The organism is Pullulanibacillus pueri, from assembly GCF_014639255.1.
GTDB lineage: Bacteria > Bacillota > Bacilli > Bacillales > Sporolactobacillaceae > Pullulanibacillus > Pullulanibacillus pueri.
The window spans coordinates 101,379-116,698 of record NZ_BMFV01000010.1 but is presented as its reverse complement, the minus strand read 5'-3'; the positions used below and the strand labels follow the sequence as shown (position 1 = coordinate 116,698).

General features: G+C 40.2%; 12 protein-coding genes and 2 pseudogenes. 7 read left to right on the top strand and 7 right to left on the bottom strand.

The window, feature by feature from the left end:
- Positions 1-66 precede the first annotated feature (66 nt).
- The 5 genes and pseudogenes from IEV91_RS08515 to IEV91_RS08495 form a co-directional block, all read right to left on the bottom strand.
- Positions 67-492 (bottom strand): annotated as a pseudogene (locus tag IEV91_RS08515) (amino acid permease); the annotation flags it as partial.
- 98 nt (positions 493-590) lie between these two features.
- Entirely contained in the window at positions 591-827 is a 237-nt protein-coding gene (locus tag IEV91_RS08510) for a hypothetical protein (RefSeq protein WP_188496997.1), read from the bottom strand.
- A gap of 195 nt (positions 828-1,022) precedes the next feature.
- Complete coding sequence (locus IEV91_RS08505; RefSeq protein WP_188496996.1) at positions 1,023-1,838, bottom strand: ABC transporter permease; 816 nt, start codon at positions 1,836-1,838, stop codon at positions 1,023-1,025.
- Positions 1,838-2,860, bottom strand: a complete 1,023-nt coding sequence (locus IEV91_RS08500) for an ATP-binding cassette domain-containing protein (RefSeq protein WP_188496995.1) — start codon at positions 2,858-2,860, stop codon at positions 1,838-1,840. The genes IEV91_RS08505 and IEV91_RS08500 overlap by 1 nt, the downstream gene beginning before the upstream one ends.
- A 316-nt stretch (positions 2,861-3,176) precedes the next feature.
- Positions 3,177-3,378: pseudogene (locus IEV91_RS08495) on the bottom strand (hypothetical protein); the annotation flags it as partial.
- Between the two features lie 398 nt (positions 3,379-3,776).
- Between IEV91_RS08495 and IEV91_RS08490 the strand changes: the two are divergent.
- The 4 genes from IEV91_RS08490 (at position 3,777) to nspC (ending at position 7,753) form a co-directional block, all read left to right on the top strand.
- On the top strand, positions 3,777-4,247 hold the full coding sequence (locus IEV91_RS08490; RefSeq protein ID WP_188496994.1) for a hypothetical protein: 471 nt from the start codon (positions 3,777-3,779) through the stop codon (positions 4,245-4,247).
- A gap of 88 nt (positions 4,248-4,335) precedes the next feature.
- The gene (locus IEV91_RS08485) at positions 4,336-4,749 is read left to right on the top strand and encodes a hypothetical protein (RefSeq protein WP_188496993.1); all 414 of its coding nucleotides are present in this window, start codon (positions 4,336-4,338) and stop codon (positions 4,747-4,749) included.
- Between the two features lie 637 nt (positions 4,750-5,386).
- The gene (locus IEV91_RS08480) at positions 5,387-6,625 is read left to right on the top strand and encodes a saccharopine dehydrogenase family protein (RefSeq protein WP_188496992.1); all 1,239 of its coding nucleotides are present in this window, start codon (positions 5,387-5,389) and stop codon (positions 6,623-6,625) included.
- Complete coding sequence (gene nspC / locus IEV91_RS08475) at positions 6,626-7,753, top strand: carboxynorspermidine decarboxylase (RefSeq protein ID WP_188496991.1); 1,128 nt, start codon at positions 6,626-6,628, stop codon at positions 7,751-7,753.
- Between the two features lie 274 nt (positions 7,754-8,027).
- On the opposite strand, the gene IEV91_RS08470 is transcribed toward nspC, so the two are convergent.
- Complete coding sequence (locus tag IEV91_RS08470; protein ID WP_229745476.1) at positions 8,028-9,692, bottom strand: aryl-sulfate sulfotransferase; 1,665 nt, start codon at positions 9,690-9,692, stop codon at positions 8,028-8,030.
- 272 nt (positions 9,693-9,964) lie between these two features.
- Positions 9,965-11,218 carry a S1C family serine protease gene (locus IEV91_RS08465; RefSeq protein ID WP_188496989.1) on the bottom strand — a complete coding sequence of 418 codons (1,254 nt, stop codon included), beginning with the start codon at positions 11,216-11,218 and terminating at the stop codon, positions 9,965-9,967.
- A 496-nt stretch (positions 11,219-11,714) separates the two neighbouring features.
- On the opposite strand from IEV91_RS08465, the gene IEV91_RS08460 reads away from it, so the two are divergent.
- The 3 genes from IEV91_RS08460 (at position 11,715) to IEV91_RS08450 (ending at position 15,179) form a co-directional block, all read left to right on the top strand.
- Positions 11,715-12,380, top strand: coding sequence for a VTT domain-containing protein (locus IEV91_RS08460; RefSeq protein ID WP_188496988.1), 666 nt, complete (start codon positions 11,715-11,717; stop codon positions 12,378-12,380).
- 372 nt (positions 12,381-12,752) lie between these two features.
- Entirely contained in the window at positions 12,753-14,117 is a 1,365-nt protein-coding gene (locus IEV91_RS08455) for a sugar porter family MFS transporter (protein WP_229745475.1), read from the top strand.
- 183 nt (positions 14,118-14,300) lie between these two features.
- Entirely contained in the window at positions 14,301-15,179 is an 879-nt protein-coding gene (locus tag IEV91_RS08450) for an AraC family transcriptional regulator (RefSeq protein ID WP_188496986.1), read from the top strand.
- Positions 15,180-15,320: the final 141 nt, after the last annotated feature.

Sequence of the window (15,320 nt, the reverse complement as noted above, 5' to 3'; positions counted from 1 at the left end):
TAATGAAACAATATTGAATTAAAGAGACTCTAGACTTTTCCCAACTTATTTAGGTGCGAAGTTTGAATTAATAAGAAATAAAATAAGCACACAAGCGAGAGCGGGTAACCATTGTGGAACACCCGGGAGCCAGTACTTGACGTAGACACCAATGGCGGTGATTTCAGCGATCCCCGTTGCAATCCAGCAAAACCAATACGTCCAACCCGTAATAAAACCTGCCCATGGTCCAATGAATCTCTCAGCAAAATCCGCAAATGAACCTGTTGATGATTGATAAACCAATAATTCGCCTAACGCTCGCATCATGAAGAACAGCGCAATACCAACAATGAGATAGACAAGCATAATCGATGGCCCTGCAAGATGAATGGATGTCCCTGCTCCAAGAAAAAGGCCCGTGCCAATTGCACCGCCAATGGCAATGAGTTGAATATGACGATTTTTCAACCCTCGTTCTAGTGTTTGATGCGCCGATGTTTGTTGCTCCATTTAGTACCCTATCCTCTCTAGCCAAAACCCGATCACAGTTGTGAGATTTTACATTTTTACCATTTATGATCGATTGCTTTCCCCAATAGCCCCAGCCTTTAACCCAAGGCATAGGGTCCATAAAATGGTATGTACTCATCATTATATACAGAAATGATAGACCATAACATCCCCAACGTATCAGCATCTAAAAAAAGACATCCGTAAAGCGTCCAACTTATATATTCTGAATATAAGAAGGCTGGGATAAAGGTGTATAAGACAAAGGAAAAACCGAGCGTCATTGGTTTTTCCTTTGTACGTAAGGTTGCTCCGTCAAAGTCCTTCGCTTCCACATGCACGGCTTCCGCCCACTCGGGAATGAAAGATGTTATCCCGAGTGGATCTTCAGCTCATGCTATTCCCACAGGAGTCGACGTATTTGACTACACTTTGTATTTGCGTATGGCACTTACTCATTTTTATAAATAGGATTGTTCGTCTTTTAACTGGGATCATTTCGTTATATCCCAACCTCATTTTTTATCCCTTTAGGTCCGGCGCATATAGGCACGTACGGTGATTGGTGCGAAAATCACAACAATAACAGCTGCGCCGACAAGGGATATTATAAGATCTCCACCCACAGTTCCTGAATTTGTGAGATCGCGTACGGCTGTAACCAAATGGGAAATAGGATTAATCTTCACAAACCATTGAAGCCAATCGGGCATGGTATTCGCCGGCACAAATGCATTTGAAAGGAACGTTAATGGGAACAGTATAATCATTGAAATCCCCTGTACACTGGAAGCTGTGCGGGCAATCACCCCGAAAAAGGCAAAGATCCAGCTGATAGCCCAAGAACAAGCAATAACAATAAGTCCTGCAATAACAACGTGACTGAGTCCGCCGTCGGGACGATAACCCATGATATACCCCATTGTAAAAGTCAGCAAGGTGGCAATGGTGTAGCGGATTGTATCTGCCAATAACGCACCTGCTAACGGTGCAATTCTGGCAATGGGTAGCGATTTAAAGCGATCGAACACACCCTTATCCATATCTTCACGAAGCTGGACCCCAGTGACAACCGAGGTGGTAATCACAGTTTGTACCAGGATACCTGGGATGACAACAGGCAAATAGCTTTTAACATCCCCAGAAATTGCCCCACCAAAGATGTAAGTAAACATCAGAGTGAAAATAATCGGCTGAAAGGTAACATCAAATAATTGTTCGGGTGTCCGACGAATCTTTAACAAACCACGATAGGCCATCGTTAATGAATGACGAACAGATTGGATAAAGCTTGTTTTGTTGCGCAATTGTCGTTCATGAGCGGGTTTAATTGATCCAGAATTCATTATCTTGCCTCCCCTTCCTTATGGGTTTGTTCAGGTGTCGCAGAAACATCCTCTTCTACCCCATGGCCCGTAATGGTCAAGAAGACCTCATCAAGAGTAGGCTTTTGCACACTCAATTCAGCAAGTTCAATGCCCGCCTCCCGTAGAGCAATAAGCAAATCAGTCACACGGTCAGCCTCAGCCATTGGAGCCGTCATTTTCCCTCCCTCTGCCGTGACACTTGATTGAACATTAAGTACTCGATCTACAATTTGACGAGCATTCACAATATCTTGTGAGTTTTTGATTCTTAAATGTAAGGATGAGCTCCCTACTGACATTTTCAACTCGTCAACAGTCCCCTCCGCTACCACTCGTCCTTGATCAATCACCGCGACGCGATCAGCCAGTTCATCTGCCTCTTGCAGATATTGAGTCGTAAGCAATACAGTGGACCCTGTCTTTACCAAACGTCGGATGGTCTCCCACATTTGGTTCCGTGTCCGTGGGTCTAATCCTGTCGTTGGTTCATCTAAAAAGATCAATGGTGGTTGGGCAATGAGACTAGCTGCCAAATCCAATCGTCGCCGCATGCCCCCCGAAAAGTTTTTCAAAGGTCTTTTCGCTGCTTCTGTTAATCCAAACTCCTCTAATAATTCCGCGGCCTTACGCCGAGCTTCTGACCGGCTCAAGCCTAGTAGTCTTGAGAAGATAACAAGATTCTCAGTAGCACTAAGCGCCTCGTCTACTGAAGCATATTGACCTGTCACTCCAATCAATTGTCGAACAACCTGAGATTCTTTTACGACATCATGTCCAAAAATCCGGGCAGAACCAGCATCTGGACGCAGTAACGTCGCTAACATTCTAATTGTGGTGGTCTTACCTGCGCCATTGGGACCCAGTACACCATATATAGTTCCAGCCTTCACATTAAGATCGACACCATCAACGGCATGATTATGACCAAAAGTCTTGACAAGCCCACGCGCTTCTACAGCCCACTCTCTAGATCCAGAGTGACCCTTTTGTTCAATACTCATTAAAAATCCCCCCTCTTTGTCATACTCTAAACGGTCTTGTTTATTTTTAAAATGAACCTACGTTGGAGAACCTCTCCGACTCAAAACGGATCCTTCTCATCTCATTCACAGTAAATCATCACTTTTACTCTCCTTTTAAGAGAGTAAACCCTATTTATGAACTGAATATGAACAAAGTGTCCTTCCTTTTTTGCATATGAAGAAGCAGGTATTCTAAACAGAGGCCACTAAAAGATCTTACGATTTTCTGGAAAACTCACTAGCTTTATAAAAAAGACGACTCTAAAATTCAAAAAATGAATTTCGAGTCGTTTTTTTAGAGAATTATTTGCCTATTGTTCTTCATTTTTATTTCATTAGTTTTTAGATTTCTTTTCAAATTCACTGCGAATATAGCCATGGCTCCTTGCATTTCCATACCTAATAGACCCGAGGACTTTGAAACAGTGTAGCCGTCTGTTTTTTAATTCGCTACTTTCAGCTTCTATTTTATACCGTTCTCTGGACTTTTCCTTCACCTTTGGGCACTGTAGAAGGACTTCTTCCTTTTCGATAACATCAATAAGATTTTGCAGGTAAGTCATTTCATCCTTCAATACGTCAGTCCTTGTCTTAGTGACTTTCATTATAAATTAAAGAACGCAGGAACAGGAGATTTGTAAGCCTAAAGACTTGAAAAAATAGACCATTCCCAAGTGAGCTGAGGCCGTGCGCGCGGAAAGCGAGCAACCTGTAGTGGAAATCAACCTCTCGACACCATCTTGTTTTAAAGGAGACTTTTTCAGTGGCCTCTCTAAACGTCTCCTGCTTTTATAAAAAACACTATGCAAACCGATCCAAAAGTCCTATAAAAATCTGCGGTTATGGAAAGACTAAACATCAACTATTCTACAAATTTAGGGAAGTTAGGTAAAAAATGATTACATTTTCTTTTGCTGTTTTGTTTTTCCTTTTACTCATCGGCTTTCTAAAAATGAACATCTTACACATAACTAAAATTATTCCTTTATGGTTGTTCATTATCTTTTTTTCAGGTATCATCATGAACGCTATTTTTACTAACCTGCAATATATCACAAACCCAAAAGCTCTAGATCCCTATTTCTCTTACTTGATTTTACAAGACTTATTGTTACCTCTTACTCTCCTTTACATAATAAATATATTTATTCGGCTCCACACAGCGTTGAAATGGAGTGCCCTCGTCTTGGGAAGCATCCTCTTAGTTATGGGTCAAAGAGTAGGTGATTCTCTTGGTGTTATTGACTTTCAACATTGGAATCTAGGATACGCCTTGCTTTTGGCGGTGGTCATTGTCTTTATTTCAATCATGTTTTACCTTTTTCTTGCTTCCGATGTCTTAAAGGGGGGCAGAGATCATCTTTAAGTTACCTGAACATTTTGATGCCAATGAATGGTTTGTTATTCTGACCTTAGTATTCTTAATCATTATTTTTATTAGTGTTCCCAAGATAATGCCTAGAAATATGATGCTATCCAGCCTATTATTATTCACGGATATTGGAATAACGACTGACTTTCTTATCGGGACTGATTATCCCGTTGACTTTTATACCGTCATGGATTCACCGAAGCTAGAACTCTTTGATGTCATTGTCTATTTGATTCACTATCCTCTTTATGGTTACTTTTTTACTTATATGATTTACCTGTGGGGCTTAAGGGGGGGTTACCTCTGCCTTTACGTTCTCTTATGGAGCGGGCTTACAACAGGTATCGATTGGATCTCTATCACATTTAATGTCTTCACCTATTTAAATGGATGGCGCATTGAATTTTCAGCCCTGGCTTATTTATTTGTGTTTTCACTTAGTGCTCTAATTGTAAAATTATTTATTCACTATTGGGGAAAAAACGATCCCGTCTAATGGCATAAGCCTTAATAGTCAAAACAAAAGTTGCCCTTATAAGGCGTCCTCAAAGTTATAAATTCTGTCGTTACAAAATAACTTTTTGTTTACCCCTTGCTATTTTGATTTCATGCTGATACTATATAGGGAGCTTGAAATTGGAAGGCTGATATTAAAGTATATCCCGAGTCTTTCCAAGCAGATAATTTTGACCACTTCCTTAAGGAGTTTAAGGCCATACGGACAGCCGGGTCAAATGCCGATTGGCAACTTTAGTTGCCTTATTGATTGAGTTAAAAGCTCAAATTTTATAAGTTGGTTACTTTACAACCAGTGCCTATGCACATCAACTTGTGAAACGGTCAATAAGAGTGGTAAAAGTAATTATTTGCTATATGACTCTGATCCCTATTTGAGATATATTTTAATATTAAAAGCTTCCTTACCATTGTCCTCTGGGCTATATCGGAAACCTATTCCTATGACATTGGTCATGGCTACATTATGCTTTTTTAATATTGATGATTATATCTAAAGCAAGTGTTGTGCGCTTAACAGGCGTCATGCACTTGCTTTTTGTGTTGTTAAACAAAGCTTAGAGGTTAGCATATGCCTCCATGCATGACATAATCTATAAAGTTAGGAGATAAGGAAAATGGGAAAAGCGCTTATTATCGGTTGTGGTGGCGTAGCATCTGTTGCCATCCATAAATGTTGTCAAAACAGTGATGTCTTTGAGGAAATTTGCATCGCCAGTCGCACGAAATCAAAATGCGATGACTTGAAAGCGAAATTAGACGGTGGAAAGACGAAAATAACAACGGCTCAAGTTGACGCCAATAACGTTGATGAACTGATTGCTTTAATTGAGGAAGTACAACCAGACATCGTGATGAACTTAGCATTACCTTATCAAGATTTAACGATTATGGATGCTTGTCTGGCAACAAAAACAAATTATTTAGATACCGCTAATTACGAGCCTGAAGATACAGCAAAATTCGAATATAAATGGCAATGGGAGTACCGTGAACGTTTTGAACAAGCTGGCATTACTGCTCTCCTTGGTAGTGGCTTCGATCCAGGTGTGACCAGTGTCTTCGCCGCTCATGCTCTCAAACATCATTTTGATGAGATTGAAACCATCGACATTTTGGATTGTAATGCTGGGGATCATGGCTATCCTTTTGCTACGAACTTCAATCCCGAAATTAATATCCGCGAGGTTTCTGCTAAAGGAAGCTATTGGGAAAATGGGGAATGGATTGAGACTGAGCCTATGGAAATCAAGCGTGTCTACAACTTCCCTGAAATTGGTGAGAAGGATATGTACTTACTCCACCATGAAGAAATTGAATCACTCGCTTTAAATATTCCTGGAGTCAAACGCATTCGCTTCTTTATGACTTTTGGTGAAAGCTATCTTACTCACTTAAAATGTCTTGAAAATGTTGGCATGACGTCGATTGAGCCTATCGAATTTGAAGGAAAACAAATTATTCCTCTTCAATTCTTGAAGGCTGTATTACCTGATCCCGCTTCCCTTGGTCCAAGAACCAAAGGGAAAACAAACATCGGTTGCATCTTTCAAGGAAAAAAGGACGGCAAAGACAAAACCTATTACGTTTACAATGTATGTGATCACGAAGAATGCTACAAAGAGGTCGGTTCCCAGGCGGTCTCTTACACAACAGGCGTCCCGGCAATGATCGGTGCAATGATGCTTATGACAGGGACATGGAATAAGCCAGGGGTATACAATATTGAAGAGTTTGATCCAGATCCGTTCATGGAAGCCTTGAACAAGTGGGGCCTCCCTTGGAAAGAAAGCTTTAATCCAGATCTTGTAGATGCAGAGTCTGAAAAAAGCTTAGAGCCGGAGCACATTGGTTAAATGAAGTTTGAAGAACTTCCTACACCTTGTTATGTTGTCGATGAAAGTCTTCTTGAAAGCAATCTAAGTATCCTAAAAGGCGTCATGACTCGAACAGGATGCAAAATTGTTCTGGCACAAAAAGCCTTTTCCATGTATACCCTGTATCCACTCATCGGAGAGTATTTAAGTGGTACCACGGCAAGCGGGTTATATGAAGCCCGTCTCGGTCACGAGGAAATGGGGAAAGAGAATCACATCTTTTCCCCAGCCTATCGTGACGATGAAATCGATGAAATTATTTCAATTTGTGATCACATCATTTTCAACTCCTTTTCACAGCTCGAAAGATTTAAAGATAAAGTCCTGCAGGCAGGGAAAAAAGTCGGCTTACGTATTAACCCTGAGTGTTCCACACAAGTGGGACATGCTATCTATGATCCTTGTTCACCAGGTTCCCGTTTCGGTGTGACCCAAGAACATTTTCGTCCCGATTTGTTAGAGGGTGTTTCCGGACTCCACTTTCACACGCTTTGCCAACAAAACGCTGATGACTTGGAAACAACCTTAAATGCCGTCGAGGAGAAATTTGGTCAATGGTTACCACAAATGGAATGGATCAACTTTGGTGGGGGCCATCATATCACACGAGAGGATTATGACATTCCTAGACTCGAGGCTTGTATTAAACGCATGCAAGATAATTATGGCTTAGAGGTTTATTTAGAACCAGGAGAAGCGGTGGCGCTTAACGCCGGGTATTTAGTCACAACAGTGCTTGATACCCTTCAAAACAGCATGGATATTGCTATTCTTGATACTTCCGCTTCCTGTCACATGCCTGATGTGCTAGAAATGCCTTACCGCCCGCCACTGCTTGGATCCGGTGAAGTCGGAGAAAAACCGTTTATGTATCGCTTGGGGGGACAAACCTGCCTTGCTGGTGATACGATTGGTGACTATTCCTTTGACCAACCATTAAAGAGCGGCGACCGTTTAGTCTTTGGGGATATGGCGATCTATACGATGGTTAAGAATACCACGTTTAATGGCATGCCACTGCCAGCCATCGCGGTTCAAGACAAACAGGGTGACTGTCATATTGTCCATCAATTTGGCTACCAGGATTTTAAGATGAGACTGGCATAAATAAAAAGACAGTCTAGTTTTCCAAGAACACTCTTGCCATTAATCCTATATAACTTAAAAGTCGCTAAGCTCACCCATTGGTGATTCTAGCGACTTTTTTTGTGTTTATAACACTGGTGAATCCTTTTCCACCACTCATGGCCCTCACCTGCTACAACAATAAGAATAACCAAGCATTCGACTCATAGTCTGCATAAATAGAGGCTCCAGCATCAAACTGAACCTCTATCTCATGCTATTTAATCACAAAGGCGTGACTCCCGCTCAACAGCAATTAATCATCTGAAACGGAAAATTGCCAAGCCTTCGGATAAAGAGACAGCCTTTCAGCCCGGTACACCCATTCTCCTTCACCAAAGTCAGAGATTGCAGCTTCAAATACGACATTAGCGTCTTTAGAATCATCCACTTCGACGATTCGACTATCTTTACCCGAATTTAACCACCCGAAATCAATTAAGCGATTCCCTGTATTTTGCATAAAGCGATCACTACCAATAATATTTGAAAACAATGACTTGCCTCGCTCTTTTCCATATGTCCAAACGAGTTCTGCCGTTTTTGTCTTTTCATTGATACGATATTGAGAGCCTGCGCTGTATTGTTTAGAGAGATCTGCATTCCCTCTTGTTACAACGACATTATTATCAAAAAGTAAAAGATCAACGGTATCATCATTATGATCAGTAGCGGACTCAGGCAAAATAATTGGTGCATGCTGCCCCGCTGTATATTTAAAGTTATCTCCTACTCCCTTTACGAGATATTTTTGGTATTCTTTGGGCCAACCTTTTGGATCAGATAGAATCCATTTAATTTTATTAGTTTTATAATCTAATTTCATGACCGTATCTTGATTTCGACTAGAAATGATAATGCTGTTATCACTGGAATCATAGACGATAGCATTTTGATGGAACCAGTCGACTTTTCCATCCTCTCTCTTCGGCCCATCAAAATCTTTATAAAAAGATTCAGGGAGTATATCCTTCATATTGATAGACTTGACAATCTCCCCTGTCTGTCGATCAATTTCAATCATGGTGTCCTCGATATATTTACTTGCGCCATCATTCACAGTAAGTAAGAGGTTTCCTGATGGCAGTTCAATAGCGTCATGATGAACAACCGTTTTTTCACCATCATCGCCTGTTTGACTTGCTGCAGTATTATCACTAATTTCATAGGCATTATAAATTTTTCCTGTAAAGTCCATTTCTAATAAGCGATTATAAGCACTTCCACTATTCTTGTCTTTACTAAGGAAAAGGAGATGTCCATTTTTTAGCACTTTAAAAACATGGCTATTATATCTAGAACTATACCAACGAATATCACCGTTTTCATCAAATCCTACTGCATATTTTGTACTAGGAACAGCAAATGTTAGACCATTATCCAAAGTCTCCATTTTACTCTTGTCTATCTTTTTTATAGAGATCGTCGGTGTGTAGTCAGGTAATTTCCCTGTTTTTATCTTGAGTGTTTTCGTTGTCTTCTTCCCATCCTTCGTCGTTGCAGTGACTTCTACTGTATTATCAGCATTTGCATATAAGCCAAGGATCGGTAATTCATGATGAGTACTATAATCCTCAATCGTCTTTTTAATATCCACACGACTTTCTTTTCCCTTAACGACAAAGCTGACTTGCGCAGGTTGCTTCGAATCAAAAATGACTAAGGCAGACAATGGTGCATTTCCAAACGGGTCCAACTTTACATAAGGAGTATGGATGGTACTACCTGAACTCGCCTTTTTTATCTCTGCTACCCTATCATTTTGGTTATTGATTAGTTCCGTATCAATAGCTGTTTTTATATTAATTTGATGATTTTTAGATTGTTCCCCATCATTCTTAGTGAATAAGGAATCTCTCCAATAATAACCTGCTCCAACAATTAACAATAAAATGATTATAATAAAAATCCTTTTTTTCATTACTCCTTCACTCATTCCTTCTCTATCAATATTTCCATTCCTAATGGCAAAGAAGTATTATTCCATAAACTTCTTAAGATCTCCTTAAAATTGAATTAAACTATCGTTTATAAACGACTACCTCAGACCCTCAAGACGGGTAAAATGAAAATGAATATAAAAAGGAGCACTCTCCTTATTTGGAAAATGCCCCTTTTTATACTATATCGTTCTTATTAAATTTTTTCCGTTATTCTTTTAAAATCCTCATCTTGCAAACCCCAAAAGGGATCTTATGAGAACGTCTTTCCAGCTAATGTGAGGTTGGTTGTCTTTTTATGTCCGTCTCTATAATACTCAACTTTAACCGTTTGACCGACTTGAAGCTTTGAATAGAGGTATGTCGTGAAGTCCGTATAGTCTTTGATGTTATAGCCATTAATCGCAGTAATAACATCGCCTTGTTGCAAGTCAGCTTTGCTACCAGGTGTGCCAGGACTTATTTGTGAAACAACTAGACCTGAGGTCACCTTATTAGGGATCTTAAGCTGTTGAACGGCACTCGCAGGTAATTCAGATAAGTCATAGAATCCGATTCCCATATAAGGACGCTCCACTTTCCCAGTGGTTTCAAGTTGTTTGATAATCGGCTCTGCTACATTGATCGGAATCGCAAATCCGATCCCTTCAACACCTGTATCAGCAATTTTTTCTGAGTTGATGCCAACAACCTGACCATCTGTATTGATCAAGGCACCCCCACTGTTCCCTGGGTTTATAGCTGCATCGGTTTGAATCACTTGAGCGTTGAATTGGACTTGGCCACCATCTGTATCAACAGATTGGGCAATGGTCCTTTCATTCGAACTGACAATGCCTTGGGTTACAGAACCCGAAAACCCTAATGGATTTCCGATAGCTACAACGGGTTCGCCACGCTTGAGCGAACTCGAATCACCAAGACTCGCCACTTTCGTTACTTTATCCCCAGGAATCCTAATCACTGCCAAGTCATACAAGGAGTCAGCCCCTAATAATTTTCCCGTCACTTTTGTATTATCATCCAACTGTACTTCCAATTTACTTGCCCCTGACACTACATGATTATTGGTGACAATGTAAGCATAATCTCCACTCTTTTTATAGATAATCCCTGAACCAATCCCTGTCTCTTGAAGTGCATTCTCCTGTAAGAAGCCACCGTTTGTGTTCTGCATATTAATAACAGCCACAACAGAAGAAGACACCTTATCAACCGCTGTTTCCACTGAATCAGTCACATTGAGACTGACATTCTTTGTATTCTGTGGTTGAGTCGTTGTTGATGTATTGGTGGTCTGGGTTCCACTTACAGACGTCGCATCATTGGAATGATTCGGCAACAACCCATGGTTCTGTAAATAAGGTGAGGCTATGAAGAAGATAAAAATACCAACAAAAGCGCCGAGTAAGCCGGAAAGAAACGTTTTCCCACGCCCATTTCGAGGGGGTTTGCTTCTTTGTTTCTCAGTTTCTTTATAATCGTTGTCATTATCATAATATCCCATTGCTTAACACCGCCTTATTTTCATTTTCTTTATCTTTTATTATAATGATAAATTCAGTAATACTCGGATTATGTGACAAATTCCAAATTGCATGGGTCAATCGTCCATCACTTTCGAAAATACCTCGATTCATTCGCATCTAAACCTATTTTTCTTCAATGAATTCCACCTCTTCATCGACCTCATACGAAGAAGTGTACACCACTTTTATTAAGATTTCTTTAACTTCAAGAAAAGAAACCAGCCACCCCTTCCCCATCACTATAGTTTCCATTGAGTTATTACGCCCATTTGTTATAATTTAGTTAAACCTGTTAGCCTTTTTTAAGTTGAAATTTCTGTGTTCACACCGTGATCGGTGCGGTTCTTTATAGATGGACTCTAAAGTAACCTCTTCACTTGATTCTAAAAATAATTTATTGACCCCTAAGTTCATAGGCTAATAGCGAATAATGGCCACCCGCCTAGGGGAATTTTTAATGGAGGTTACACTTCCTTGCATCATTTGTTTCACTTTATTAACTCAGTTAACGTTGAATTACCCCAATATATTACGCTTTTTGGGAAAAAAATCTATCTTATTTTATTCATCATTATTTTTGCAAAAACCGCCTACATCGTTCTCACCTTTTTACCTGGAGATGCCACATTATTTGCCAGTGGTACGATTGCCGCGAGTGGTCAGTTGCATTTTCAACTTCTATTGCTGCTTTTCTTTGTCGCTACGGTTGCTGGAGATGCGCAAAATTACTTGATCGGTAAAATTTTTTCTCTCTTTAATAAAAGCGATAGATTTTCAATATACAAATTGATTCCAAAGAAATCGATGGATAAAACCCACATATTTTTAAACAATTATGGTAAATGGGCCATCATGTTTTCACGTTTTATTCCTTTACTCAGTACGACCTTGCCCTTTATCGGCGGGCTAACCAGTTACTCTTTCAAACGATTCATTTCTTATAATGCTATCGGTGCAGCCATTTGGGCCATTATATGGGTAGGTGCAGGGGATTTAATTGGGAATATGTCATGGGTCGAACACCACATGTTTCTTTCCTTATTAGGCATTACACTTTTCAGCCTCCTCCCCCCAGTGATTGCCTTTATCATCGAATATACGAAAAAAATTGCGACTGCTTCCAAAGTAACAGATTCCTAACTTTGTAGCAGTCTTTTTTTTTTGCGAAAAAAAATTTTTTCATATGTCTCGTGGACATAAGGAAAGCGAGGACTCTGGAGTGAAAATCTACAACCATTCCGATGGCCAGAAATCCTATCCCTTCATCATTTTTTAAAAATTTTAATACTTAAGACTAATGTAACCGCTGTTGATTTCTTTTATTTGATCTGTTATGGTTGAGTTACAATAGATAGTTTATTTAGTAAACTAAGTCAAAATGATGGAAGAGACTCGAATTATTTTTTTACAGGTGTATGAATGCGTTTTAAAAATAAATGGAAACGCAATCAAGACATATCCCCTTAATCAGTACATTCTCTAACAACAATGGACAAACAGGGAGGATTTAAAATGAAAATGAATAATGCGGTCATCTACTTTTTTGGAGCATTAGGTGGTTTGTTATTCGGATATGATACCGGTGTCATTTCTGGAGCTATTCTCTATATTAAGAAAAGTTTGGGCCTAACGCCTATGACTGAAGGGATAGTCGTGAGCTCAATTTTAGTTGGTGCCATCATCGGCGCTGCAGGGAGTGGACGATTGTCCGATAAATATGGTCGACGCATCAATGTAATGATTGCTGCCGCTATTTTTTGTATTGGAGCCATTGGAACCGCTTTAGCCCCAAATACTGCGATCCTAATTCTCTTCAGAATTGTATTAGGGATTGCCGTTGGATGTGCTTCTGCTCTCGTCCCTTTATATCTCTCAGAAATGGCGCCTGCTAAAATTCGCGGTGCACTGTCAAGCCTTAATCAATTAATGATTGTCACTGGTATTTTAATCGCTTATATTGTGAACTATATTTTTGCTCCCATTGAGGGCTGGCGTTGGATGCTTGGTCTGGCTTTCATTCCAGGGGTCCTCTTGCTGATCGGCATGTTATTTTTACCCGAGAGTCCAAGATGGTTATTAAAGCAAAATCGCGAACAGGAAGCACGGAAGGTCTTACACCACTTACGTAAAGGCATTGGTGTTGAAAAAGAATTAGCGGATATTAAGAAGGCAGACGCAGAAGAGCATGGTGGTTGGAAGATGCTCAAAGAAAAATGGGTTCGCCCTGCTCTCATTGTTGGCATTGGGCTTGCTATTTTCCAACAAATTATTGGCTGTAACACAGTTATTTATTATGCCCCAACTACGATTACCAAGGTAGGCTTAGGAAACTCAGCGGCTCTGCTTGGAACGATTGGCATTGGTATTCTTAATGTTCTTGTCACTATTCTTGCCGTTTGGTTAATGGACAAGGTTGGCCGGAAGAAATTACTTTTGATCGGTAGCATTGGCATGGCCATTTGTCTCTTTGCCCTCGGATTATTAACGAAATTTGGAGGACAATCTGATGCTTCGGGATATATCACCCTTGTTTGTCTCGCCGCCTATATTGTATTCTTTGCTGCCACATGGGGGCCTGTCGTTTGGGTGATGTTAGGCGAAATTTTCCCTCTAAGAGTACGAGGCTTAGGCATAGGAATAAGTGGTGTTGCCAACTGGGCAGCGAACCTGCTCGTCTCTTTAACCTTTCCCTCTTTACTTGATCAATTTGGGAACATGCTTTTTATCGTTTATGGCGTTATGGGGATATTGGCTTTCATCTTCGTTTCTAAATATGTCACTGAAACAAAAGGGCGTAGCCTAGAAGAAATTGAGATGGATTTAAAAAGAAGATCAAACCTTTTACTTGATAAAGAGATAAACCAACATATTAGTTGAATATTCGCCTTTTATAATTGGAATGTTCGGATACCATTAGGTTAGCGTGGTATCCTTTTTTTAACGTCAATTTGTGATATCCCTAAAGTGATAAATAAACATCAACCCAACATAACGGTGCAGGGAATGTCGGATGATTATGATCCTTTTCTGTTATTCTGTTGTTGATAAGGAGGTCTACAGATGGATTCACTTAAAGAAATGAATGAGGCATTGAATTATATTGAGGGTCATTTGACTCAAAACATTGATTTCAAGAAGGTCGCCGAACTGGCTCACTGCTCAGAATATCATTTCAGTCGAATGTTTTCTTTCCTTGCAGGAATTACATTGTCTGAATATATTCGTCGCAGACGCTTGACGCTTGCAGCCTTCGAACTCAGAGACAGTCAAGTAAAAGTGATTGATGTTGCAATAAAACACGGCTACAACTCACCGGATTCGTTCACACGGGCTTTTCAGAATGTCCATGGCTTGACCCCCTCAGACGCCAGAAATACAGACCAAGTACTCAAAGCTTATCCACGTATGACCTTTCAATTATCCATTCAAGGAGGAGATGAAATGAATTACCGTATAGTAAAAAAAGAGGCTTTTAACATCGTTGGTATTATGGATCGAATCCCTATTGTATTCAACGGGGAAAATCCGGGGATCACTGCTATGGGAGAAAGACTAAATGCTCAGTTGATCAGTGAACTCAAAGAAATATCCAATGTTGAGCCTATCGGACTGCTTAGCGCCTCTACAAATTTCTCTGAGAGCCGGATGGAGGAAAAGGGAGAGCTTGATTACTATATTGGTGTAGCAACAACAAAAGAGGTCCCGAAACACTTGGCTAAACTTGAAGTCGCCCCTTCAACATGGGCCATATTCGAGGTTATTGGATCCTCATCTGACGCTCAAGAGATGTGGGGCCGTGTGTTTTCGGAATGGTTCCCCTCTTCTAACTATGAATTAGCAGAAGGACCCGAGTTATACTGGTATGAGGATAATAAAGGCACGCCATCACATTTTAAAAATCAAATTTGGATTCCTGTTGTGAATAAGGATAAATCATAATAAAGGATTCTCACCAAAACCATAAGGTGCCGATTAACCTCCTAAGATCTAAGAGCAACGGCCTTGATAAGACGTAAGCTTAGCAATATATCCAGCAGTCGTAAACCAACTCCGCGTTTGATTTTACAATCAAAAACATAG

Coding starts and splice junctions, on each gene's coding strand:
- nspC (WP_188496991.1), top strand. CDS start 6,626: ATGAAGTTTGAAGAACTTCCTACACCTTGTTATGTTGTCGATGAAAGT.
- IEV91_RS08450 (WP_188496986.1), top strand. CDS start 14,301: ATGGATTCACTTAAAGAAATGAATGAGGCATTGAATTATATTGAGGGT.
- IEV91_RS08485 (WP_188496993.1), top strand. CDS start 4,336: ATGCCTAGAAATATGATGCTATCCAGCCTATTATTATTCACGGATATT.
- IEV91_RS08465 (WP_188496989.1), bottom strand. CDS start 11,218: ATGGGATATTATGATAATGACAACGATTATAAAGAAACTGAGAAACAA.
- IEV91_RS08470 (WP_229745476.1), bottom strand. CDS start 9,692: ATGAAAAAAAGGATTTTTATTATAATCATTTTATTGTTAATTGTTGGA.
- IEV91_RS08480 (WP_188496992.1), top strand. CDS start 5,387: ATGGGAAAAGCGCTTATTATCGGTTGTGGTGGCGTAGCATCTGTTGCC.
- IEV91_RS08455 (WP_229745475.1), top strand. CDS start 12,753: ATGAAAATGAATAATGCGGTCATCTACTTTTTTGGAGCATTAGGTGGT.
- IEV91_RS08505 (WP_188496996.1), bottom strand. CDS start 1,838: ATGAATTCTGGATCAATTAAACCCGCTCATGAACGACAATTGCGCAAC.
- IEV91_RS08490 (WP_188496994.1), top strand. CDS start 3,777: ATGATTACATTTTCTTTTGCTGTTTTGTTTTTCCTTTTACTCATCGGC.
- IEV91_RS08500 (WP_188496995.1), bottom strand. CDS start 2,860: ATGAGTATTGAACAAAAGGGTCACTCTGGATCTAGAGAGTGGGCTGTA.